This window comes from Rhodococcus wratislaviensis, from assembly GCF_041228765.1.
Taxonomy (GTDB): Bacteria; Actinomycetota; Actinomycetes; order Mycobacteriales; family Mycobacteriaceae; genus Rhodococcus_F; species Rhodococcus_F wratislaviensis.
On sequence record NZ_CP150488.1, the window covers coordinates 6,273,449 to 6,295,631 of the forward strand.

Consider the following 22,183-nt stretch of genomic DNA (forward strand, 5'->3'; position numbering starts at 1 on the left):
GGAAACGGTCCGCAGACAGCCCGGGTATAACTTTGGCCGCGGGGTCGATAGGCTTCGCGCCATGGCTGGAGACATCGTCCCGATCGAACTCGGTCTCACCGACGGCGACCTCGTGACACTGTGGGCACCACGGTGGCGTGAGGGCGACGACGAGTGGGAAGCATTCCTTGGTCACGAGGAAGACCTCTACGGGTTCGAATCAGTGGCAGAACTCGCTGCCTTCATCCGCACGAACACCGACAACGATCTCGTCGAGCATCCCGCCTGGAGTGTGGTGTCCGGGCTGTCCGCCGCCGAACTCGAGCCCGACGAGAACTTCTGCTTCGATCTGATCGGTGTGCCGGAGCTGGCGGCGAGCGACCCCGAAGCTCTCGTCGTGAGCGAACTCGAAGACACGCTCAACATGGTGCGCAACATCGGTGAGGTCTGCGAACTGGACGCGGTCACCAAGTTCTTCAACGCGAACCCCATTCTCGGCGCGCTCCCCGCAGGCGCCAGCGCATTCGAGGGCCGCGAGGGCGAGCAGCTGTGGGCCCAGATCGGCACCGCCATCGCGAAGGGCTGGGATGACGTCCTCGACGCCGTCGACAACATCGTCGCCACCCCCGAGGTGGACGCCGAGGCCGTAGCCGTCGCCGAGGCCGAACTGGTGGCCGCCGACGAGAACACCGTCGACGTGGACGACGTGGCCGACGAGGCCGAGGAAGACGAGGAGTTCGTGGCACTCGACCTCGATACCGAGGACGAGGAGGAGGACGACTCGTTCTGGGGTGCGGTGGGTGTCGACCCCGTCAAGATCATCACGTCCGGGGAGACCTACTTCACTCTCCGCTGCTACCTCGACGACGACGCGCTTTTCCTCGGGCGTGACGGCGCGATCTTCGTCTTCACGTCCGAACGCGCGCTGGCCCGCTACCTCGCCGACAACCACGAGCACGCCCTCGCGCAGGTCAGCACGTACGAGGAGATCCAGGTGGCGGCCGTCGACGGATCGCTCGAGGTCGAGGTCACCGACGAGAACGTGTACGTCCTGCCCGGTCTCGCCGACGACCTGGCCGCCGGCCCGGAGTCCGTGGACGCGGACCAGCTCGACCTCGCAGTCGAATTGTTCACCGATGCAGCCGATTTCGCCGACGACGATTCGGTGGAAACCGCACTCGCGACGTCCGAGCCGCTGGGGTGGTACGTCTCGTTCGTCCTCAACCCGGATCCGACCCGGATGGCGCCCAGCGCACCGTTCGACGCCGAGGCCGAGGCGTGGCGGACGCTCGAGCGGGAGTTCGAGGCCCGCCTGCGGACGGTGTGAGCGCCCGCCCTCTGGGGCGCTCAGCCCACCAGCACGGCGAATCCCGGCTTGATCACCTCGTCGATCAGCTGCAGCCGCTGATCGAACGGGATGAATGCCGATTTCATGGCGTTGATGGTGTAGCGCTCGAGATCCGTCCAGCCGTATCCGAACGTCTCGACGAGGCGGAGCATCTCCTGACTCATGCTGGTGTCGCTCATCAGCCGGTTGTCGGTGTTGACGGTCACCCGGAACCGCAGCCGGGCGAGCAGGTCGAACGGATGGTTCTCGAGGGCGTCCACGGCCCCGGTCTGGACGTTGGAACTGGGACACAGTTCCAGGGGAATCCTCTTGTCCCGCACATAGTTCGCGAGCGTGCCCAGCACCGGGACGCCGTCGTCGCCGATCGTGATGTCGTCCGTGATCCGGACCCCGTGCCCGAGCCGGTCGGTCCCGCAGAACGCGATGGCCTCGTGGATCGACGGCAGACCGAACGCCTCGCCCGCATGAATCGTGAAGTGTGCATTGCTGCCCCGCATGTACTCGAAGGCATCGAGGTGGCGGCTGGGCGGATTGCCGGCCTCCGCGCCGGCGATGTCGAAACCGACGACGCCGCGGTCCCGGAACCGGATCGCCAGTTCCGCGATCTCCCGGGACCGCGCCGCGTGCCGCATCGCAGTGAGCAGAACGCCGATCCGGATGTTCTGGCCGCGCACCTCCGCCGCCGACTCCCCGGCCTCGAACCCCAGCAGGACCTGTTCCACCACCTCGTCCAGGGTGAGCCCCTCTTCGAGGTGCTGCTCCGGGGCGAACCGGACCTCGGCGTAGACCACGCCGTCGTCCGCGAGGTCCTCGGCGCATTCACGGGCGACGCGTTCGAGCCCGACGGGTGTCTGCATGACCGCGACCGTATGAGCGAACGTCTCGAGGTATCTCTCGAGCGAGCCGCTGTCGGCGGCCTCCCGGAACCACGTGGCGAGCGCAGGCGCGGTGTCGGCGGGCAGCGCGTCGTAGCCGCAGTCGCGGGCGAGTTCGAGAACCGTCTCGGGCCGGAGACCTCCGTCGAGATGGTCGTGCAGCAACACCTTCGGCGCTCGGCGCAGGGCCGACAGATCCAGTGCGGTCATGCGACGACGTTAGCGTGAGGGATCCTCTATCCGCTCGATGACGAGCGGCGTGGTCACCGACGGCGCGTCGGCCACGACCGTCCAGGCTTCGGAAAGTGCGGCTTTCGCCGCGGCGAACCGTTCGGGCGTGTCGGTGTGCAGCGTGACGAGCGGGGTGCCCACCGACACCGTCTCCCCCGGCTTCGCGTGCAACTCGATGCCCGCCCCCGCCTGCACCGGCTCGCCCTGTCGCGCGCGACCCGCACCGAGCCGCCATGCGGCGAGCCCGACCGCCATGGCGTCGAGGCCGCACACCACCCCGTCCGACTCGGAGAGCAGCACCTCGGTGTGCCGGGCCGTCGGCAGCGGCGCGTCGGGGTCGCCGCCCTGGGCGGCGATCATCCTCCGCCAGCGGTCCATGGCGGAGCCGTCACGCAGTTTGTCGGCGGGGTCGACTCCGTCGATTCCGGCTGCCTTCAACATTTCTCGCGCGAGCTCGAGGGTCAGTTCGACGACGTCGGACGGGCCGCCGCCGGCCAGCACCTCCAGCGATTCCCGCACCTCCAGCGCATTGCCCGCCGTGTGGCCGAGTGGCGCGTCCATCGCCGTGAGCAACGCCATCGTCCGCACTCCGGCGTCGCTCCCGAGGTCGACCATCGTCTGGGCGAGCTCCCGCGCGTCGTCGAGCTTCTTCATGAACGCGCCCGACCCGACCTTGACGTCGAGCACGAGCGCACCGGTGCCCTCGGCGATCTTCTTGCTCATGATCGAGCTGGCGATCAGGGGAATCGACTCGACCGTCCCGGTGACGTCGCGGAGCGCGTACAACCGCCGGTCCGCCGGTGCCAGGTCCGAGCCCGCGGCGCACACGACCGCTCCGACGGCGGGATCGGACAGGATCTCGGCCATCTCGGAGGTGTCGAGGTCGGCGCGCCAGCCCGGGATCGACTCGAGCTTGTCGAGGGTTCCGCCGGTGTGACCGAGCCCGCGTCCCGACAGTTGCGGCACCGCGGCGCCGCACGCGGCGACCAGCGGTGCAAGCGGGAGCGTGATCTTGTCACCCACACCACCCGTCGAGTGCTTGTCCACGGTGGGCCGGCCGAGGTGGGTGAAGTCGAGGCGGCGACCGGACGAGATCATCGCCGTGGTCCAGCGGCTCACCTCCTCGCGGGTCATCCCACGGAAGTAGATCGCCATGGCCAGCGCCGACATCTGCTCGTCCGCCACGACCCCCCGGGTGAATGCCTCGACCACCCAGTCGATCTCTGCACCGGACAGTTCTCTGCCGTCGCGCTTGGCGGCGATGATCGACGAGGCGTCATGCATGGCTGATTCTCCCCTTCTCCTCCGGACCGAAAGCGTCCGGCAGCAGCTGTTCCAATGGGCGCACGCCGACCCGGTGGTCGACGAGCAGTGCGGGGCCGCCGTGCTCGAAGAGAATCTGCCGGCAGCGCCCGCACGGCATGAGTATGTCGCCACTCGCGTCACAGCAGGTGAAGGCGATTAATCGCCCGCCGCCGCCCGCAAATAAGTTACCGACCAGTACGCACTCGGCGCAGAGCCCCAAACCGTATGAGACATTTTCCACATTGCATCCGACGACGATGCGCCCATCGTCCACCAGCGCCGCTGCTCCCACCGCGAAGCCGGAGTAGGGCGCGTAGGCCCGACCCATCACCTCATGCGCGTTGGCGCGCAACAGTTTCCAATCGATCTCGACCATAGTTTCCCATCCAATCACGTGGGCTGAATGGATGCAGAGATTCGCCCGGGACAGCCCGATTCGTATTGGAGAGGCAAACCTAAGTTCAATTGCGGGGGGCGTACGAACCCCGACTCGAATTAGTTCCCCCGTTTCCGTTGGGTTTAGAGTTCAGAGAAGTCGGTTCAGGATCACGTCGGGTCCCCAGTTGTGGTATGTCCGCAACGCTGCGCAGACTCGACACGTCCACCAATGACGTTGGAGGCACAGCACTCGATGAGTACTACGACTGAAGCCGCTCCGGCCAAGGAGCGCACACGGTCGCTTTACCGGGGCGACCCCGGAATGTGGTCCTGGGTTTTGCACCGGATCACAGGCGTAATGACGTTCTTCTTCCTATTCGTGCACGTGCTGGATACCGCGCTGGTGCGGGTCAATCCCGACACGTACGACAGTGTCATCGAGACCTACAAGAACCCGATCGTCGGGCTCATGGAGCTCGCGCTCGTCGCCGCGGTGCTGTACCACGCACTGAACGGTGTCCGGGTGATGCTGGTGGACTTCTGGTCCAAGGGACCGCAGTACCAGCGCCTGATGCTCTGGGTAATCCTCGCGATCTGGTTCCTGGTGATGATCCCGGGCGCCGGCCGCATCTTCTACAACATGTTTGCGGGGCACTGACATGACGACAGAAGCCAAGAGTCTCGGCAAGACCTACGACCGTCCCGCCAGCCTGGACAACCCGCGCTCTCCGCGCCGGACCTCGAAGAACAACTTCGAGCTGTACGCCTGGCTGTTCATGCGGTTCTCCGGACTCGCACTGATCTTCCTCGTGCTCGGCCACCTCTTCATCATGCTGATGCTCGACGACGGTGTGCACCGCATCAACTTCGCGTTCGTCGCAGGCCGCTGGTCCAGCCCGTTCTGGCAGTTCTGGGACCTCACCATGCTGTGGCTTGCCCAGCTGCACGGCGGAAACGGACTCCGCACGGTCATCGCGGACTACTCCCGCAAGGACTCCACGCGCTTCTGGCTGACCACGATCCTCGTTCTCTCGATGATCCTGATCATGGGCCTCGGCACGTACGTCATCTTCACCTTCGACCCCAATATCTCGGCGAGCTAGGGGAGCACAGACTTCATGCAGGAACACCGTTATGACGTGGTCATCGTCGGTGCCGGCGGCGCCGGCATGCGCGCAGCGATCGAGGCCGGTCCCCGCGCCCGCACCGCGGTACTGACCAAGCTCTACCCCACCCGCAGCCACACCGGCGCGGCCCAGGGCGGCATGTGCGCCGCACTGGCGAACGTGGAGGAAGACAACTGGGAGTGGCACACCTTCGACACGGTCAAGGGCGGCGACTACCTCGCCGACCAGGACGCCGTCGAGATCATGGCCAAGGAGGCCATCGACGCGGTGCTCGACCTCGAGAAGATGGGTCTGCCGTTCAACCGCACGCCCGAGGGCAAGATCGACCAGCGTCGTTTCGGTGGTCACACCCGCGATCACGGTAAGGCCCCCGTGCGCCGCGCATGTTATGCCGCGGACCGCACCGGCCACATGATCCTGCAGACGCTCTACCAGAACTGCGTCAAGCACGACGTCGAGTTCTTCAACGAGTTCTACGCCCTCGACATCGCGATCACCGAGACGGAGAACGGCCCGGTCGCCACCGGCGTCATCGCCTACGAGCTGGCCACCGGCGAGATCCACGTCTTCCACGCGAAGTCCATCGTGTTCGCCACCGGCGGCTCGGGACGCATGTACAAGACGACGTCCAACGCGCACACCCTCACCGGTGACGGCATGGGCATCATCTTCCGCAAGGGTCTTCCGCTGGAGGACATGGAATTCCACCAGTTCCATCCCACAGGCCTGGCCGGGCTCGGCATCCTCATCTCCGAGGCCGTGCGCGGTGAGGGCGGCATCCTCCGCAACGCCGACGGCGAACGGTTCATGGAGCGCTACGCCCCCACCATCAAGGACCTCGCACCCCGCGACATCGTCGCGCGGTCGATGGTTCTCGAAGTCCTCGAGGGACGCGGCGCGGGACCGAACAAGGACTACGTCTACATCGACGTGACCCACATCCCCGAGGAAGTCCTCGACGAGAAGCTCCCCGACATCATGGAGTTCTCCCGCACCTACCTCGGTGTGGACCCGGTCAAGGAACCCGTGCCGGTGTACCCCACCTGCCACTACGTCATGGGCGGCATCCCCACCAGGATCAACGGTGAGGTCCTGCGCAACAACGACGAGATCGTCCAGGGCCTGTACGCCGCCGGCGAGTGCGCCTGCGTCTCCGTCCACGGCGCGAACCGTCTCGGCACCAACTCGCTGCTCGACATCAACGTCTTCGGACGCCGCGCCGGCATCGCCGCCGCCGAGCACGCCAACAACAGCGAGTTCGTCGACATGCCCGAGGCACCCGAGAAGATGGTCGACGACTGGATGGCCACCATCCTGTCGGACCACGGTCACGAGCGGGTCGCGGACATCCGCAGCGAGCTGCAGCAGTCCATGGACAACAACGCCTCCGTATTCCGCACCGAAGAGCGCCTCACCCAGGCACTCGCGGATGTGCGCGCACTCAAGGAGCGCTACAACCACATCACGGTGCAGGACAAGGGCAAGCGCTACAACAGCGACCTGCTCGAGGCCGTCGAGCTCGGCTTCCTCCTCGAAATGGCGGAGGTCACCGTCGTCGGCGCGCTGAACCGCAAGGAATCGCGCGGCGGCCACGCCCGCGAGGACTACCCGGACCGCAACGACGCCGAGTACATGAAGCACACGATGGCATACAAGGAGGGCGACGGCCTGCTCTCCGACATCCGTCTCGACTACAAGCCGGTAGTCCAGACCCGCTACGAGCCGATGGAGCGTAAGTACTGATGAGCGCACCTGCAGTCGACAAGAGCGAGAACAAGTCGGATCTCCCTCCCGTGCCCGAGGGCGCCGTCATGGTCACCCTCAAGATCGCGCGGATGAACCCGGAGTCCGGCGAGGGCCAGCACTGGGACAGCTTCCAGGTTCCGGCGCTGCCGACGGACCGCATGCTGAACCTGCTCCTGTACGTGAAGGGCTACCTCGACGGCACCCTGACGTTCCGCCGCAGCTGCGCCCACGGCGTGTGTGGTTCGGACGCGATGCGGATCAACGGCGTCAACCGTCTGGCCTGCAAGCTCCTCATGAAGGACATGCTGCCCAAGGACGGCAAGCCGGTCACGATCACCGTCGAGCCCATCAAGGGCCTGCCGGTGGAGAAGGACCTCGTCGTCGACATGGAGCCCTTCTTCGACGCGTTCCGCGCCGTGAAGCCGTTCCTCATCACCACCGGCAACGAGCCCACCCGTGAGCGCATCCAGTCGCAGCACGACCGGGCACGTTTCGACGACACCACCAAGTGCATCCTGTGTGCCTGCTGCACCACGTCGTGCCCGGTGTACTGGAGCGACGGCAGCTACTTCGGTCCCGCCGCCATCGTCAACGCGCACCGCTTCATCTTCGACAGCCGTGACGAGGGTGCGTCGGAGCGTCTCGACATCCTCAACGACAAGGACGGCGTCTGGCGTTGCCGGACCACGTTCAACTGCACCGACGCGTGCCCCCGTGGCATCCAGGTGACGAAGGCGATCCAGGAAGTCAAGCGCGCGCTGCTCTTCGCGCGCTGACCCAGTTCTGCCGAGCACGTTCGCAGGGCGCCCCCGACCACATCCGGTCGGGGGCGCCCTGCGTCGTGTCCAACCTCACTGTCCGAGCGGTCCCACGGTGAAATCCCCGCGCTAGTGTCGAGAACAGATGCTCCCGACGGACAGTGAGGTTCACACATGGCGCAGTCGCCCAGTCCCGCAGTGGTCACGGTCACCGGAGCGGCAGGCAGCATCGGCTACGCGGCACTGTTCCGGATCGCTGCAGGCGCGATGCTCGGACCCGACACCCCGATCCGGCTGCGGCTCTTGGAGATTCCGTCCGCCGTGTCCGCTGCCGAAGGTACCGCGATGGAACTCGACGACAGCGCCTTCCCGCTGCTCCGCGACGTCGAGGTCCACGACGACCCGAAGCGGGGCTTCGACGGCACCGATGTGGCGCTCCTCATCGGATCGCGTCCCCGGTCCAAGGGCATGGAGCGTGGCGACCTGCTGGCCGCGAACGGGCAGATCTTCACCGTGCAGGGTCGCGCGATCAACCAGGTTGCCGCGGACGGAGTCCGGGTGCTGGTCGTGGGCAACCCGGCCAACACCAACGCGCTGGTCGCCGCGAACAACGCCCCCGACATCCCCGCGGAGCGATTCACGGCGCTGACCCGGCTCGACCACAATCGCGCGATCGCCCAGCTGGCACGGCACTCCGCCGCCGCGGTGAAGGACATCCGCCGCGTCGCGATCTGGGGTAACCACTCGAGCACCCAGTACCCCGACATCTTCCATGCGCGGGTCGGGGACCGGTCCGGTGCGGAGTTCGCCGCCGACCGCGAATGGCTCACCGGCGACTTCATTCCCACGGTCGCGAACCGTGGCAGCGCGATCATCGAGGCTCGCGGCGCATCCTCCGCGGCCTCCGCCGCCAACGCCGCGATCGACCACGTCCACGACTGGGTGCTCGGCACCCCCGAGGACGACTGGACCTCTGTGGCGCTGCCCTCCACCGGCGCCTACGGCGTGCCGGAGGGATTGGTGAGCTCGTTCCCGGTTCGCTCGGTCGACGGGTCGTGGCAGATCGTGGACGGCCTGGAGATCGACGACTTCTCACGGAAGCGGATCGACGCGTCGGTCGCGGAACTCGAGTCCGAACGCGACGCCGTCCGGGTCATGGGTTTCATCTGATCCGGCGTCCCCCTTCCGAAACGGTCGCGCGGACGTCACGAAAGCGTGTCGACACGCGTCCGTTTTCGGAAGTCGACCGGTCGTCGCATACGCTGCCTCTTCGATGATGTGGCGTCGAGTGTGTACCGCGGTCGTGTCCGGAACCCTGCTGGCCGGACTCTCGGTGAGTGCTGCCGGGGCCATTCCGCCCGCGGTGCCCTCCTCCCCCACCGCCACACCGTTCACCACCCCGAACACCGACAACTGCCCCAACCGGTCGGCCCCCGCGCCTGCGATCGACCTGTCCGAGGTACCCCAGCCGGGTGATCCGACACCGAGCGCCGTGTCCGTGCCCGACGAGCCGGTGGGCGGGCCGAAGCTGGACGAGTGCGGGGTGATCCTTCCCGACGACGCGCCGGCGCTACCCGCCGACATCGCGGCGTCCGGCTGGGTGGTCGCGGACATCGACACCGGCGACGTGCTCGCGGCGAAGGACCCGCACGGCCGCTACCGGCCGGCGAGCACCATCAAGATGCTGCTGGCTCTCGTGGCCCTGGGCGAACTCGATCTCGACAAGACCGTGACCGCCACCGCCGAGGACGCCGCTGTGGAGGGCAGCGCGGTCGGGATCGGCAAGAACGGTCAGTACACGAACCGGCAGCTGATGCAGGGCCTGGTGATGGCGTCGGGGAACGACGCCGCCCACGTCCTCGCCCGGCAACTCGGCGGCGACGCCGCGACGGTCGACAAGATGAACCACCTCGCCGACACCCTCGGCGCGCACGACACGAGGACCGCGACCCCGTCGGGGCTCGACGGCCCCGGAATGAGCAGCTCACCGTTCGACCTCGCACTCATCTTCCACACCGCGATGAAGAACCCGACGTTCGCGGAGCTCATCTCCACCGAGACGGTGCAGTTCCCGGGTTTCCCGAAGGACCCGGCGATCCCGGACGACCAGGACCGGCCCCCGTTCGCACTGGCCAACGACAATCAGCTGCTCTACAACTACGACGGGGCGCTGGGCGGCAAGACCGGATTCACCGACGACGCCCGCCACACGTACGTCGGCGGCGCCGATCACGACGGTCGCCGCCTGATGGTGACGTTGATGGGAGCCGAAGCCCAGCCGATCCGGCCGTGGGAGCAGGCGGCACGACTGCTGGACTACGGTTTCGCCCTCGACCGCGACGCCCAGGTGGGGTCACTCGAGGACCTGTATCCGGCCGAAGAGGGCTCCGCCGCGGTGCTTGCCGCTCCGCCGCAACAGGATTCGGCCGCGGCGACGAGTTCCGTCGTCGCGTCGGGTTCCGACCACCCCGACAACACACTGGCACTGCGGGCAGGTGTGGGGGTCGTCGGGGCGGCGGTCGTCCTCGTCCTCGTGCTCTGCGCGCGCCGGCTGTCCCGCAGGCGCTGACGGGCCGCGGCGCGCGGCTCAGCGCTTGTTGCGGGTGAACAGTCCCGACAACCCGAGCGCGACGACGGCGCCCGCACCGACCAGGGCGAGTCCCCCACGCACACCCGGGCCCTCGTGCACCTCGATCCGCGGGGTGATGACAGCCGGATCCGGCGGCGGCACAAAGGCGAGCGCGAGGCTGGCGCGGGTGGTCGCGGCCCACGCCGTCGAGAAGAGCAGCATCCGGCACGTCAGGTAGATGAACACGAGCAGACCGATGATCGGACCGAACGCCACCCCGGCGGGACCCGCCGTGACCGCCGAGAGGTAGATGGCACCCACCTGCTTGAAGATCTCGAACACCACGGCCGCCAGCAGCGCCCCCTTGAGGGCACTGCGGAACGTCACGGGTTCGCGCGGCAGTCGCGCGATCACCCAGGTGAACACCGCCCACGTCGCGAGAAGCGACACCACGGTCGACAGTGCGCGCAACCCGGAATCGATTCCGGGCACGTCGTCGAGGTTCAGCCACTCGACGACCGTTCGGGCCACGGGACCGCTGCTCAGCGCGGAGGCGCCGAGGGAGACCACCATCGCCAGCCCCAGCCCCAGCAGAGCGGCCGCGTCGCCCAGCTTGGTTCGCACGAATCCCTTCGACTCGCGCTGGCTCTCCCACATCGCCGTCAGCGCGTCGCGCAGGTTCGCCATCCACCCGAGTCCCGCGTAGGCGGCACCGAGCAGACCGAGAACGCCCACGCTGGCGCGGGAGGCGATCGCCGAGTCGATGACGGTGTTGAGCGTCTCGCCCAGACTTCCGGGAACGTTCTTGGTGATGCTGTCCTGCAGTTCCTGCAGCAACTCCGGCTGACCGGCGAGGACGAAACCGGCGATGGCGAACGCGACCATCAGGATCGGAATCAGGGCGAGCACACTGAAATACGTGATTCCCGCCGCGTAATAGTCGCCCTTCTGCTGCTGGTACCGCTGTGCGGCCCGCATCAGATGGTCGAACCAGGGGCGCGCTGCCCGCTGCCTGTCGAGAAAACTCGGTTCGTCAGCCACAGTGCTCATCCCTTCGGTGTCAGAAACCCAACCTTCTCGTACACGGCCGCCAGGGTCTGTGACGACACCTCACGGGCGCGGTGGGCACCGGCCGCGATGACACGATCGAGTTCGGCCTCGTCCGCGAGGTACGCCTCCACCTTCGCTTTCAACGGTGTCACGAACTCGGCGAGGACGTCGGCCGTATCGGTTTTCAGGTCGCCGTATCCCTTGCCCTCGTACCCGGACACCAACGTCTCGACCGGGGTGCCGGACAGCGCGGACTGGATGGTGAGCAGGTTGCTCACACCGGGCTTGGCCTGCGGGTCGTAGCGGATCTCCCGCTCGTTGTCGGTGACCGCGGACTTGATCTTCTTCGCCGACACCTTGGGGTCGTCGAGGAGGTTGATCAGCCCGGCGGGGCTCGGACCGGACTTGCTCATCTTCGACGTCGGATCCTGCAGGTCGTAGATCTTGGCGGTGCCCTTGATGATCTGGGCCTCGGGAATCACGAACGCCTTCCCGAACCGTGTGTTGAACCGCTGGGCGAGATCGCGGGCCAGTTCGAGATGCTGACGCTGGTCCTCGCCGACGGGGACCCGCTGCGGACGGTAGAGCAGGATGTCGGCAGCCATCAGCACCGGATACGTGAACAGGCCGACGCTCGCGTTCTCGCTGCCCTGCTTGGCCGACTTGTCCTTGAACTGCGTCATCCGGCTCGCTTCACCGAAACCGGTGATGCAGTTGAGGACCCACGCCAGCTGCGCGTGCTCGGGCACCTGGCTCTGCACGAACAGCGTGGCGCGGTCGGGGTCGATTCCGAGGGCCAGCAGCTGCGCCGCCGCGATCTTCGTGCGACGGCGCAGCTCCTTCGGGTCCTGCGCCACCGTGATCGCGTGGAGGTCGGGGATGAAGTAGAACGCGTCGAAGTCGTCCTGCAGAGGCACCCACTGCTGCAGAGCACCCAGGAAGTTGCCGAGATGGAACGAGTCGGCGGTGGGCTGGATGCCGGAGAGCACCCGCGGTTTCGCGGTGGGTTTCTGAGCTGCAGGGGTCGACATGAGTACTGATCTTTTCACGTGCGCCGTGACGACACGAATCAGATACCGGTCGTCAGCGGTACTGGACGGTGACCGGCGCGTGATCGGACCACCGCTGGTCGTAGGTTTCGGCGCGCTCGACGACGGCCTGCTTGGCCCGCTCCGCCAGTTCCCGGGTGGCGATCTGGTAGTCGATCCGCCAGCCGGAGTCGTTGTCGAACGCCTTCCCGCGATACGACCACCACGAGTACGGCCCGGCGATGTCGGGATTCAGCTGCCGGACCACGTCGGTCCAGTGCGCGTCCTCGGCGAACAGGGCCCCGAACCACTCCCGCTCGTGAGGCAGGAACCCGGAGTTCTTCTTGTTGGTCTTCCAGTTCTTCAGGTCGAGTTCGGTGTGGGCGATGTTCCAGTCGCCGCAGACCACGACGTGCCTGCCCGCCGTGGCGGCGGCCGCTGCGGTATCGGTGAGGTACCGGGCGAAGGAGTCCATGAACCGCTCCTTCTCTTCCTGCCGGGGCGTCTGGGCCTCCCCGGAGGGCAGGTACAGGCTCGCCACGGTCAGGTCGTCGAAGTCGGCCTCGAGGTAGCGGCCCGCGGTCGCGAACTCGTCGTCACCGTGGCCGACACGGAAGGCGTCGGCAGGTTTCCGGGACAGGATCGCGACGCCGTTGCGCCCCTTCGACGACGGTTCCGCCGACACCAGATTCCATCCGCCCTCCAGGGCGGGCGCGAGCGTCTCGGCGAGTTGCTCGTCGGACGCCCGCGTCTCCTGCAGGCAGACGACGTCGGCCTCCGTGCGCTCGATCCACTCGGTGAGTCCCTTGCGGGCGGCCGCGCGGACGCCGTTGACATTGACGGTGGTGATGATGTGTGGCACGGCAAGCACCGTAGCGGACGCGTACGACAGCGCGACTACCGAGACGAACGGGCGCTGCGGCGTTCCATCGCGACCGCCACGGTGAGAACCACGAGTCCCGCCACGGCGAGCAGAGCACCGACCGCGGCGGGCGCCGTGTAGCCGTAGCCGGCCGCGATCACGACGCCACCGATCCACGCCCCGAACGCGTTCGCGATGTTGAGGGCCGCGTGGTTGAGGGAGGCGGCGAGGGTCTGGGCATCGGCGGCGACGTCCATCAGCCGGGTCTGCAGTCCGGGAACCATCGACGCACCCGCCGCACCGACGAAGAACACCAGCAGCAGCGCCGTGTACGGGTTGTGCGAGGCGATCACGAAGATGCCGAGCAATACCCCGAGCGCCGTCATCGATACGAACAGACCGGGAATCAGCGCCCGGTCGGCGAGCCGGCCGCCGATCAGGTTGCCCGCGACCATGCCCAGCCCGTAGATCATCAGGGCGAGCGGCACAAGCGACCGCGACAGCCCGGCGACGTCGGTGAGCGTCGTGCTGATGTACGTGTACACGGCGAACATGCCACCGAACCCGACCATGCCGATGATGAGCGTCATCCACACCTGCGCGCGGCGCAGGGCACCGAGTTCGGTGAGGGGATTCGACATCCGCATGGCGGCGAGCGCGGGCACCCACGACCAGATCGCGCCCAGTGTCACCACACCGATCACGGCCACGAGCGCGAAGGCGCTGCGCCAGCCGAGCGTCTGGCCCAGCCACGAGGCGACGGGAACGCCGACGACGTTGGCCACCGACAGTCCCATCATGACGAGAGCGACCGCCCTGGCCCGCTGACCGCGGTCCGCGAGGTGCGCCGCCACGAGGGCCGCGACACCGAAGTAGGCGCCGTGCGGGAGGCCTGCCACGAACCGCGCGGCCATCAGCACGGCGTAGTTCGGCGCGAACACGGTGGCGGCGTTGCCGATCGTGAACGCCGCCATCAACGCGATCAGCAGCGTCTTGCGGGGCACCCGCGCGGTGAGCGCCGCGATGAGTGGCGCGCCCACGACCACACCCAGCGCATACGCCGAGATGACGTGCCCGGCCGTCGGCTCGGTGATCCCGAGACTCGACGCCATCTCGGGCAGCAGCCCCATCGCCACGAACTCGGTGGTCCCGATCCCGAAGCCACCGAGCGCGAGCGCAATCATGGCGAGCTTGCGGACGGAGGGATGTTGCGCGATGACACCGAGGTGCTCGGGGCGGACGGGGGTGGAAGTGCTCACAGAAGAACTTTCGACTAGGCAGAGATACGGCTACGCGGCGCACGGCGCCTCGTTGCGCAACGACCCACGTCGAAATTCTCTTCCCCGGATTCCGCTTTTCGCGCATCGAGCGACCGTGAGATGACTCACCCGGGGCCCGGAGACGCCGAACGGGACGCCCCGTGAGGGACGTCCCGTTCGTAACGCTGTGGCTCGGTGCCTACTGCTCGGCGATGGCCTTCTGGAGGTTGATGTCCAGCGCACCGAGGAACTCCTCGGTGGTCAGGTAGCCCTGGTCGCCGCCGACCAGCATCGCGAGGTCCTTGGTCATCTGGCCACCCTCGACGGTCTTGATGACCACGTCTTCGAGCTTCTGGGCGAAGCCGATGACGTCGGGGGTGTTGTCCAGCTTGCCGCGGTGCTCGAGTCCACGGGTCCACGCGAAGATCGACGCGATGGGGTTGGTGGACGTCGGCTTGCCCTGCTGGTGCTGACGGAAGTGACGCGTCACGGTGCCGTGTGCGGCCTCGGCCTCACACGTCTTTCCGTCCGGGGTCAGCAGCACGGAGGTCATGAGGCCGAGCGATCCGAAGCCCTGCGCGACGGTGTCGGACTGGACGTCGCCGTCGTAGTTCTTGCAGGCCCAGACGTAGCCGCCCTCCCACTTGAGCGCCGACGCGACCATGTCGTCGATGAGGCGGTGCTCGTAGGTGAGGCCTGCCGCGTCGAACTCCGGCTTGAACTCGGTCTCGTAGACATGCTGGAAGATGTCCTTGAACGCGCCGTCGTACGCCTTGAGAATGGTGTTCTTGGTCGACAGGTACACCGGGTAGTTCTGCTGCAGGCCGTAGTTGAGCGAGGCGCGCGCGAAGTCCTCGATGGACTTGGTGAAGTTGTACTGTCCCTGGACGACGCCGCCGCCCTCGGGGAAGTTCACCAGTTCGTGCTCGATCGGCTCGCTGCCGTCCTCGGGCGTGTAGGTGATCATCACCTTGCCGGGGCCGGGGACCTTGAAGTCGGTGGCGCGGTACTGGTCACCGAAGGCGTGACGGCCGATGATGATCGGCTTGGTCCAGCCCGGAACCAGTCGCGGAACGTTGGAGATGATGATCGGCGCGCGGAAGATCGTCCCACCGAGGATGTTGCGGATGGTGCCGTTGGGCGACCGCCACATCTTCTTGAGACCGAATTCCTCGACGCGTGCCTCGTCCGGGGTGATGGTCGCGCACTTGACGCCGACGCCGTGCTTCTTGATGGCGTTGGCCGCGTCGACGGTCACCTGGTCGTCGGTCTCGTCCCGGTACTCGATGCCGAGGTCGTAGTACTCGAGGTTCACATCCAGGTAAGGATGGATCAGTTTGTCTTTGATGAACTGCCAGATAATGCGCGTCATCTCATCGCCGTCGAGTTCGACGACGGTGCCCTCAACCTTGATTTTGGACATGGGTGCTTCGCGTCCTCCTAGGAAGTTTCCCTGGTTACACGGTTGCGGGCGCACTTTGTGAGTGGGTCCGCGAACGGTTCGCTTATCAAACGTAGACGGTCAAGGCGGCCCCTGGGGAGACCGCACCTAAACAAGACAAGCGTACTGCTATGCGAGCGGCTCGCAACATGTGGGGCGCACGACCCACCCCTACTCGCGGGTAACTTTTCCCTGCTAGCGGCCCTGATCGGTGCCGTTTCCGGTCGTTCCGCCTCAGCCGCTAAGATTCACTCCAGGTCATGAGTGCCAGCAACGAGCCCCGGCTAGCTGGCCGGCAACCCTCCACCGCGGTGGGGTGCCCCGGGTGATGACCTGGTTCCCTGATTCATACAACAGTCGGGTGACAAGCGCGGGTCCGACATCGGAGGTTCATGATGTGTTGTTGTTGTCGTAGATAGACCCCAGACAAGCCCTGCGCGCGAACGACCCAGCACTCCGTCCGCGCCTCGTCAGACCACTGGAGTAGACAGCACATGACCGAGAACTGGTCGTTCGAGACCAAGCAGATCCACGCCGGGCAGACGTCCGACGCGACCACCAAGGCGCGGGCGCTGCCGATCTACCAGACCACCTCGTACACGTTCGACAGCACCGATCACGCTGCCGCGCTGTTCGGTCTGGCCGAGCCGGGCAACATCTACACCCGCATCATGAACCCCACGCAGGACGCGGTCGAGCAGCGCATTGCCGCACTCGAAGGCGGCGTCGCCGCACTGTTGCTGTCCTCCGGACAGGCAGCCGAGACGATCGCGATCCTGAACCTCGCGGAGGCGGGCGACCACATCGTCTCCAGCCCGCGGCTGTACGGCGGCACCTACAACCTCTTCCACTACACGCTGCCCAAGCTCGGCATCGAGGTCTCGTTCGTCGAAGACCCCGACGACCTCGAGCAGTGGAAGGACGCGGTCCGGGACAACACGAAGGCGTTCTACGGCGAGACCATCTCCAATCCCCGCAACGACGTCCTCGACCTGCCCGGCATCTCCGGGATCGCGCATCAGCACGGACTCCCGCTGATCGTCGACAACACGGTGGCCACCCCCTACCTGATCCGCCCCCTCGAGCACGGCGCGGACATCGTGGTGCACTCGGCCACCAAGTACCTCGGCGGCCACGGCACCGCGATCGCCGGTGTCATCGTCGACGGCGGCACGTTCGACTGGACCCAGGGGCGCCACGGCAACTTCACCACCCCGGACCCGAGCTACCACGGCGTCGTCTACTCCGAACTCGGACCGCCCGCGTTCGCCCTCAAGGCGCGCGTGCAGCTGCTCCGCGACCTCGGTTCGGCGATCTCCCCGTTCAACGCGTTCCTCATCGCGCAGGGCCTCGAGACGCTGAGCCTTCGGATGGAGCGACATGTGTCCAACGCGACCGCCGTCGCCCAGTACCTGGAGGCGCGACCGGAGGTCGTATCCGTCGGATACGCCGGGCTCCCGTCGTCGCCCTGGCACGACCGGGCGAAGCAGATCGCGCCGAGGGGTGCGGGCGCCATCGTGACGTTCGAACTCGCAGGCGGCATCGACGCGGGCAAGAAGTTCGTCAACGCGCTCACCCTGCACAGCCACGTCGCGAACATCGGCGACGTCCGCTCGCTGGTGATCCACCCCGCGTCCACCACACACTCCCAGCTGACCCCCGAGGAGCAGGCCGCCAGCGGCGTCACCCCCGGACTGGTCCGCCTGGCTGTCGGCATCGAAGGGATCGACGACATCATCGCCGATATCGAGACCGGACTTACGGCGGCGGCATCTTGACCGTGAGCGCTGTACAGAACCTGCCCGTGGCGGACGGACGTCTCGGCACCATCGACATCGGATCGCTCGAGCTCGAGAGCGGGACGGTGATCCCGTCGGTGTCCCTCGCCGTGCAACGATGGGGTGAGTTGTCCCCGAACCGCGACAACGTGGTGCTCGTCGAGCACGCCCTCACCGGCGACTCCCACGTCACCGGACCCGTCACCGACGAACACCCCTCCCCCGGCTGGTGGACCGGAATGGTCGGTCCGGGTGCGCCGATCGACACCGACGAGTGGTGCGTCATCGCGACCAACGTCCTCGGTGGCTGCCGCGGCACCACCGGTCCCGGTTCGATCGCCGAGGACGGGCGCCCGTGGGGCAGCCGCTTCCCGGAGATCTCCATCCGCGACCAGGTCGCGGCCGAGAAGAAGTTCACCGACCTGCTGGGCATCGACAAGCTGGCGTCCGTCGTCGGTGGTTCGATGGGCGGAATGCGCGCGCTCGAGTGGGCCGTCACCTACCCGGACCAGGTGGCGTCAGCGCTCGTTCTCGCCGTCGGAGCCCGCGCGACCGCCGACCAGATCGGCACGCAGACCACCCAGATCGCGGCCATCACCAGCGACCCCGACTGGCAGGGCGGCGACTATCACGGCACCGGCCGTATCCCCCGGGCCGGACTGCGCATCGCCCGCCGGATCGCGCACCTGACATACCGCAGCGAGAGCGAACTCGACTCCCGGTTCGCGAACTCGCCGCAGGACGGCGAGGACCCGTGGCGCGGCGGACGGTACTCCGTCGAGAGCTACCTCCAGCACCAGGCCGACAAGCTGGTCGGCAGATTCGACCCGAGCACGTACGTGCTGCTGTCCGAGGCCATGAACCGGCACGACGTGGGCCGCGGTCGCGGTGGCATCGCCGCGGCGCTGGGGAAGATCACCGCACCCGTCATCGTGGGCGGCGTCGACTCCGACCGCCTCTACCCGATCCGCCTGCAGGAGGATCTGGCCAACGACATCCCCACCTGCGACGGACTGCGCGTGCTCAACTCGCGGGACGGCCACGACGGGTTCCTCACCGAGGCCGCCGCAGTGGCGAAGCTGCTCTCCGAGACGATGCAGCTGGCACGCACCGGGCGCTGACACCGGCGCGGGCGACGCCCGCTCGGACCGCTAGTCGGTTCCGAGCGGGTCGATCGACACGGCCAGCCACACGATCGCGCCCCCGACGGCGACGAGCGCGCCCACGTCGAAGGGCTTGCTGCGCACCGCGAGCAGCCCCACGCGCTCCGACGGCATCATCAACCGGAAGACCGCCGCGAGCAGCGTGGCGACACCGAACACGAACGCCCCTCGCCGCCACCGATCCGCGAGCACGAACACCACGGCCACGACGATGACGACGAGGACTGCGAGCATCGGCAGGTTCTTCTTCGCGAATTGCCCCCAGTCGGCCATCTCAGCCGAGAGACGCTGCGACACGCTCGGCCCGCTCCACGACGTTGGTCAGCAGGAAGGCGCGGGTGAGCGGTCCGACACCACCGGGGTTCGGGGACAGGAAACCGGCGACCTCGGCGACGTCCGCCGCCACGTCGCCGCGCAGTCCGTCCTCGGTGCGGCTCACACCCACGTCGAGCACCGCAGCGCCGGGCTTGACCATGTCGGCCGTCACCAGACCGGGAACACCCGCCGCCGCGATGACGATGTCGGCGCGGCGGACCTCCGCGGCGAGGTCCCGCGTGCGGGTATGGCAGAGCGTGACGGTGGCGTTCTCGCTGCGCCGGGTGAACAGCAGACCGATCGGGCGGCCCACGGTGACACCGCGACCGACGACGACGACGTGCGCCCCCTCGATCGGCACCTCGTACCGGCGCAGCAGGTGCAGGATGCCGCGCGGCGTGCACGGCAACGGCGCCTCCTTGCCCAGCACCAGCCGGCCCAGGTTGACCGGGTGCAGGCCGTCGGCGTCCTTGTCGGGGTCGATGCGCTCGAGGGCCGCGTTCTCGTCGAGCTGCTTCGGCAGCGGCAACTGCACGATGTAGCCGGTGCAGTCGGGGTTGGCGTTGAGCTCGTCGATGGTGGCGTCGAGCTTCTCCTGCGTGATGTCACCGGGCAGGTCGCGGCGGATCGAGGTGATCCCGACCTTCGCGCAGTCGTTGTGCTTCCCGCGCACGTAGGCGGCCGACCCCGGGTCGTCCCCCACCAGAACGGTGCCGAGACCGGGCGTGATGCCCTTGTCCTTCAGGGCGCTCACCCGCACCTTCAGGTCTTCGAAAATCTCGTCGCGGGTCGCCTTGCCATCGAGGATCGTTGCAGTCACGTGCCCCATTGTTTCAGGTTCGCCATACGCGCGTCAGGTCGGTTCCACCACGAGCCCGTTGGCCGTCGCGTACGCGATGGCCTGGGTGAGCTCGATCTGCGCCTTGTCCAGCGACACCGCCGTCCACAGGTTCGCGTCGACGTGGGCCCCGCGCAGGTCCGCGCCGTCGAATTTCGCGCCGCCGGTGCGGGCGCCGAACAGATCCGCCGCGCGGAGTACGGCGCGGCGGAGGTCCGTGCGGACGAGGTTGGCTTCCCGGAACCGGCAGTCCGTGAAATCGAGTCCGCGCAGGTCCGCGCCGCCCAGCGACGCGAGCGTGAAATCGCATTCGTCGAAGACCATCGGGCGCAGCCTGCAGTTGTCGAATTCCGAACCGAGGAAGCTGCAGTTGCGGAACTCGCTGTGCCACAGCGTCGTTCTGGTGAACGAGCACGAGCGGAACGCCGTCCCCACGTGACGCGACTCGGCGAGGTCGGCGCCCGTGAAATCGCATTCGGTGAAGATCACCGACTCGGTGCGGAGTTCACTCAGGTCGGCGTCGCGGAAGTTGCATTTCGTGTAGTGCCGCCGCTGCCAGTTCTGCGCGGGGAGTCGTGCGTCGCCGTAGTCCTCACCCACCACCTCTTCTACCGGATCCATGCGTCCATCATGCCGCCTCGCGGAGTGCCCCTAAGCTGTGCGGGTGTTCCGAGTGATGTTCCACGAACCCCGAATCCCACCCAACACCGGCAACGCCATCCGCATGGTGGCAGGCACCGGGTGCGAACTGCACCTCGTGGGTCCACTCGGCTTCGACCTGTCCGAGCCGAAACTCAAACGCGCCGGGCTCGACTACCACGACCTGGCGTCGGTGACCGTGCACGAGAACCTGGAGGCGGCCTGGGCGGCGGTGGAGCCTGCGCGGGTGTACGCCTTCACCGCGCACGCCACCGTGTCGTACGCCGACATCGCCTACCAGCCCGGCGACGTTCTGCTGTTCGGTCCCGAACCCACCGGACTGTCGGAGGAGGTGCTGGCCGATCCACACGTGACGGAGCGGCTCCGCATCCCCATGCTGCCCGGCCGCCGGTCGCTGAACCTGTCGAACGCCGCGGCCCTCGTCACGTACGAGGCGTGGCGCCAGCACGGATTCAGCGGGGCTGCGCTGTAGCCCCGACAGCTGCGGCCCCCACACCCGCGGCCGCGCCGGCACCGAGGGCGATGTCGAGGAAGTCGCGCGCGGCACCCTGCACGCCGCGCACCGGGTCCCAGACAGCGGAGAGCCGCCGCGGAAGCGTCAACCCCTCCACCTGGACGGAGGCGAGCCGGCCGTCGGTCAGGTCGGCTGCGACCGCCAGCGAGGACAGCACGGCCGGCGCGTTGCCCGCCACCACCGCCGCCTTCACCGCCGTGCACGACGTCAACTCCAGCAGCGGCGGGACGCACTGCGGCACCGCGTTCTCCAGGGTGGTGCGCGTCCCGGAACCGGACTCCCGCTGGATCATCGGCGTCGCGGCGAGTTCGGACACGGGAATCGGTGACCGGCGGACCCATTCGTGCTCCGGTGGCACCACGACGACCAGATGGTCGCGGCCGATCTCCCGTACCTGCAGCCCGGCCGGAATGTCCGGGCCCTCGACGAACCCGAGATCCGCCTCACCGGACAGCACCCGGGCGGTCACCTCGGACGAGTTGAGGAGCCGGACGTTGGTGACCACGTTCGGGTACTTGCGCCGCATCGCGACGGTCCACCCGGGAACGAGGTACTCGGCGATCGTCATGCTGGCCGCCACCGTCAGCCCGGCCTGCCGTTCGCCGCGCAGCGCCGCGACACCCGATGCCAGTTCCTCGGCCGTCGCGAGGATGTGGCTCGCCCACTCGAGGATGAGCGCGCCCTCCGACGTGGGCCGCACCCCGCTGGCGCCGCGGCTGAACACCTTGATGCCGAACTGGCGTTCGGCCGAACGCACCCGGGCGCTGACGGCCTGCTGGCTGAGCCCGTGTTCGCGCCCCGCCGCCCCCATGCTTCCGAGCCGCTCGACGGACAGCAGGACGTCGAGGGCACTGAGTTCGGGTACTCGGGGAGACAGCGGCACAACCCAAGGCTAGTCCCACAAACGCGATTTGTGGGTATTCAACTTCAAGCCTTCTACCGGCCACGACGATGCGTCG

The 22,183-nt window shown here is 67.5% G+C and carries 22 protein-coding genes and 1 riboswitch; of the genes, 10 read left to right on the forward strand and 12 right to left on the reverse strand.

The annotated features are described in order from the left end of the window. Nucleotides 1-61: 61 nt before the first annotated feature. Nucleotides 62-1,306 (forward strand): primosomal protein, encoded by a 1,245-nt coding sequence (locus WKC72_RS29140; protein WP_370180554.1) that lies wholly within the window; start codon nucleotides 62-64, stop codon nucleotides 1,304-1,306. Nucleotides 1,307-1,326: 20 nt separating this feature from the next. On the opposite strand, the gene WKC72_RS29145 is transcribed toward WKC72_RS29140, so the two are convergent. The 3 genes from WKC72_RS29145 to WKC72_RS29155 are packed head-to-tail and all read right to left on the reverse strand — an operon-like array spanning nucleotide 1,327 to nucleotide 4,114. Then, nucleotides 1,327-2,412 (reverse strand): adenosine deaminase, encoded by a 1,086-nt coding sequence (locus WKC72_RS29145; RefSeq protein WP_037244904.1) that lies wholly within the window; start codon nucleotides 2,410-2,412, stop codon nucleotides 1,327-1,329. A 9-nt stretch (nucleotides 2,413-2,421) separates the two neighbouring features. After that, entirely contained in the window at nucleotides 2,422-3,717 is a 1,296-nt protein-coding gene (locus WKC72_RS29150) for a thymidine phosphorylase (RefSeq protein ID WP_037244901.1), read from the reverse strand. Beyond that, nucleotides 3,710-4,114, reverse strand: coding sequence for a cytidine deaminase (locus WKC72_RS29155; RefSeq protein ID WP_037244899.1), 405 nt, complete (start codon nucleotides 4,112-4,114; stop codon nucleotides 3,710-3,712). Before WKC72_RS29155 ends, WKC72_RS29150 begins: the two co-directional genes overlap by 8 nt. A gap of 255 nt (nucleotides 4,115-4,369) precedes the next feature. Here WKC72_RS29155 and sdhC point away from each other — a divergent pair, with 255 nt between their 5' ends. The 6 genes from sdhC to WKC72_RS29185 all read left to right on the forward strand — a co-directional run bounded on the left by sdhC (nucleotide 4,370) and on the right by WKC72_RS29185 (nucleotide 10,316). Continuing rightward, nucleotides 4,370-4,774: a succinate dehydrogenase, cytochrome b556 subunit gene (gene sdhC, locus WKC72_RS29160; protein ID WP_005239889.1), complete on the forward strand. Its 405-nt coding sequence runs from the start codon at nucleotides 4,370-4,372 to the stop codon at nucleotides 4,772-4,774. A 1-nt stretch (nucleotide 4,775) separates the two neighbouring features. Next, entirely contained in the window at nucleotides 4,776-5,219 is a 444-nt protein-coding gene (locus WKC72_RS29165; protein WP_005239887.1) for a succinate dehydrogenase hydrophobic membrane anchor subunit, read from the forward strand. 15 nt (nucleotides 5,220-5,234) lie between these two features. After that, nucleotides 5,235-6,986, forward strand: a complete 1,752-nt coding sequence (gene sdhA / locus WKC72_RS29170) for a succinate dehydrogenase flavoprotein subunit (RefSeq protein WP_037244896.1) — start codon at nucleotides 5,235-5,237, stop codon at nucleotides 6,984-6,986. Then, nucleotides 6,986-7,765, forward strand: coding sequence for a succinate dehydrogenase iron-sulfur subunit (locus tag WKC72_RS29175; protein ID WP_005256985.1), 780 nt, complete (start codon nucleotides 6,986-6,988; stop codon nucleotides 7,763-7,765). Before sdhA ends, WKC72_RS29175 begins: the two co-directional genes overlap by 1 nt. Before the next feature lie 156 nt (nucleotides 7,766-7,921). Continuing rightward, nucleotides 7,922-8,917, forward strand: coding sequence for a malate dehydrogenase (locus WKC72_RS29180; protein WP_370180555.1), 996 nt, complete (start codon nucleotides 7,922-7,924; stop codon nucleotides 8,915-8,917). Between the two features lie 118 nt (nucleotides 8,918-9,035). Then, nucleotides 9,036-10,316: a D-alanyl-D-alanine carboxypeptidase family protein gene (locus WKC72_RS29185; protein ID WP_370184581.1), complete on the forward strand. Its 1,281-nt coding sequence runs from the start codon at nucleotides 9,036-9,038 to the stop codon at nucleotides 10,314-10,316. Between the two features lie 18 nt (nucleotides 10,317-10,334). Here the strand turns inward: WKC72_RS29185 and yhjD are convergent, their stop codons facing one another. From yhjD to WKC72_RS29210, 5 genes are all read right to left on the reverse strand, one after another. Further along, nucleotides 10,335-11,366 carry an inner membrane protein YhjD gene (yhjD, locus tag WKC72_RS29190; RefSeq protein WP_370180556.1) on the reverse strand — a complete coding sequence of 344 codons (1,032 nt, stop codon included), beginning with the start codon at nucleotides 11,364-11,366 and terminating at the stop codon, nucleotides 10,335-10,337. Then, nucleotides 11,363-12,397: a tryptophan--tRNA ligase gene (gene trpS / locus WKC72_RS29195; protein WP_370180557.1), complete on the reverse strand. Its 1,035-nt coding sequence runs from the start codon at nucleotides 12,395-12,397 to the stop codon at nucleotides 11,363-11,365. The genes yhjD and trpS overlap by 4 nt, the downstream gene beginning before the upstream one ends. Before the next feature lie 52 nt (nucleotides 12,398-12,449). Then, nucleotides 12,450-13,256, reverse strand: coding sequence for an exodeoxyribonuclease III (locus tag WKC72_RS29200; protein ID WP_112300852.1), 807 nt, complete (start codon nucleotides 13,254-13,256; stop codon nucleotides 12,450-12,452). Nucleotides 13,257-13,291: 35 nt separating this feature from the next. Then, entirely contained in the window at nucleotides 13,292-14,515 is a 1,224-nt protein-coding gene (locus tag WKC72_RS29205; protein WP_370180558.1) for an MFS transporter, read from the reverse strand. A 199-nt stretch (nucleotides 14,516-14,714) separates the two neighbouring features. Next, on the reverse strand, nucleotides 14,715-15,938 hold the full coding sequence (locus WKC72_RS29210) for an NADP-dependent isocitrate dehydrogenase (RefSeq protein WP_005560536.1): 1,224 nt from the start codon (nucleotides 15,936-15,938) through the stop codon (nucleotides 14,715-14,717). A 274-nt stretch (nucleotides 15,939-16,212) separates the two neighbouring features. Next, nucleotides 16,213-16,333, forward strand: a riboswitch (SAM riboswitch). 117 nt (nucleotides 16,334-16,450) lie between these two features. Here WKC72_RS29210 and WKC72_RS29215 point away from each other — a divergent pair. Both WKC72_RS29215 and WKC72_RS29220 read left to right on the forward strand, forming a co-directional pair. Beyond that, complete coding sequence (locus WKC72_RS29215; RefSeq protein WP_005257028.1) at nucleotides 16,451-17,734, forward strand: bifunctional o-acetylhomoserine/o-acetylserine sulfhydrylase; 1,284 nt, start codon at nucleotides 16,451-16,453, stop codon at nucleotides 17,732-17,734. Beyond that, nucleotides 17,731-18,855 carry a homoserine O-acetyltransferase gene (locus WKC72_RS29220; protein ID WP_037244882.1) on the forward strand — a complete coding sequence of 375 codons (1,125 nt, stop codon included), beginning with the start codon at nucleotides 17,731-17,733 and terminating at the stop codon, nucleotides 18,853-18,855. The genes WKC72_RS29215 and WKC72_RS29220 overlap by 4 nt, the downstream gene beginning before the upstream one ends. Before the next feature lie 30 nt (nucleotides 18,856-18,885). On the opposite strand, the gene WKC72_RS29225 is transcribed toward WKC72_RS29220, so the two are convergent. From WKC72_RS29225 to WKC72_RS29235, 3 genes are read right to left on the reverse strand one after another with little or no spacing between them, the layout of a single operon-like run. After that, nucleotides 18,886-19,170 (reverse strand): DUF3017 domain-containing protein, encoded by a 285-nt coding sequence (locus WKC72_RS29225; protein ID WP_005239865.1) that lies wholly within the window; start codon nucleotides 19,168-19,170, stop codon nucleotides 18,886-18,888. Nucleotide 19,171: 1 nt separating this feature from the next. Beyond that, a complete protein-coding gene (locus WKC72_RS29230; protein ID WP_174233840.1) occupies nucleotides 19,172-20,032 on the reverse strand; it encodes a bifunctional methylenetetrahydrofolate dehydrogenase/methenyltetrahydrofolate cyclohydrolase in 861 nt (286 codons plus the stop codon). A 33-nt stretch (nucleotides 20,033-20,065) separates the two neighbouring features. After that, nucleotides 20,066-20,671 carry a pentapeptide repeat-containing protein gene (locus WKC72_RS29235; RefSeq protein ID WP_037244878.1) on the reverse strand — a complete coding sequence of 202 codons (606 nt, stop codon included), beginning with the start codon at nucleotides 20,669-20,671 and terminating at the stop codon, nucleotides 20,066-20,068. 43 nt (nucleotides 20,672-20,714) lie between these two features. Here WKC72_RS29235 and WKC72_RS29240 point away from each other — a divergent pair, with 43 nt between their 5' ends. Further along, on the forward strand, nucleotides 20,715-21,182 hold the full coding sequence (locus WKC72_RS29240; RefSeq protein ID WP_037245025.1) for a tRNA (cytidine(34)-2'-O)-methyltransferase: 468 nt from the start codon (nucleotides 20,715-20,717) through the stop codon (nucleotides 21,180-21,182). Here WKC72_RS29240 and WKC72_RS29245 read toward each other — a convergent pair. Beyond that, nucleotides 21,163-22,107: a LysR family transcriptional regulator gene (locus tag WKC72_RS29245; protein WP_037244875.1), complete on the reverse strand. Its 945-nt coding sequence runs from the start codon at nucleotides 22,105-22,107 to the stop codon at nucleotides 21,163-21,165. The genes WKC72_RS29240 and WKC72_RS29245 overlap by 20 nt on opposite strands. Nucleotides 22,108-22,183: the final 76 nt, after the last annotated feature.

Coding starts and splice junctions, on each gene's coding strand:
- WKC72_RS29140 (WP_370180554.1), top strand. CDS start 62: ATGGCTGGAGACATCGTCCCGATCGAACTCGGTCTCACCGACGGCGAC.
- WKC72_RS29145 (WP_037244904.1), bottom strand. CDS start 2,412: ATGACCGCACTGGATCTGTCGGCCCTGCGCCGAGCGCCGAAGGTGTTG.
- WKC72_RS29150 (WP_037244901.1), bottom strand. CDS start 3,717: ATGCATGACGCCTCGTCGATCATCGCCGCCAAGCGCGACGGCAGAGAA.
- WKC72_RS29155 (WP_037244899.1), bottom strand. CDS start 4,114: ATGGTCGAGATCGATTGGAAACTGTTGCGCGCCAACGCGCATGAGGTG.
- sdhC (WP_005239889.1), top strand. CDS start 4,370: ATGAGTACTACGACTGAAGCCGCTCCGGCCAAGGAGCGCACACGGTCG.
- WKC72_RS29165 (WP_005239887.1), top strand. CDS start 4,776: ATGACGACAGAAGCCAAGAGTCTCGGCAAGACCTACGACCGTCCCGCC.
- sdhA (WP_037244896.1), top strand. CDS start 5,235: ATGCAGGAACACCGTTATGACGTGGTCATCGTCGGTGCCGGCGGCGCC.
- WKC72_RS29175 (WP_005256985.1), top strand. CDS start 6,986: ATGAGCGCACCTGCAGTCGACAAGAGCGAGAACAAGTCGGATCTCCCT.
- WKC72_RS29180 (WP_370180555.1), top strand. CDS start 7,922: ATGGCGCAGTCGCCCAGTCCCGCAGTGGTCACGGTCACCGGAGCGGCA.
- yhjD (WP_370180556.1), bottom strand. CDS start 11,366: ATGAGCACTGTGGCTGACGAACCGAGTTTTCTCGACAGGCAGCGGGCA.
- trpS (WP_370180557.1), bottom strand. CDS start 12,397: ATGTCGACCCCTGCAGCTCAGAAACCCACCGCGAAACCGCGGGTGCTC.
- WKC72_RS29210 (WP_005560536.1), bottom strand. CDS start 15,938: ATGTCCAAAATCAAGGTTGAGGGCACCGTCGTCGAACTCGACGGCGAT.
- WKC72_RS29215 (WP_005257028.1), top strand. CDS start 16,451: ATGACCGAGAACTGGTCGTTCGAGACCAAGCAGATCCACGCCGGGCAG.
- WKC72_RS29225 (WP_005239865.1), bottom strand. CDS start 19,170: ATGGCCGACTGGGGGCAATTCGCGAAGAAGAACCTGCCGATGCTCGCA.
- WKC72_RS29235 (WP_037244878.1), bottom strand. CDS start 20,671: ATGGATCCGGTAGAAGAGGTGGTGGGTGAGGACTACGGCGACGCACGA.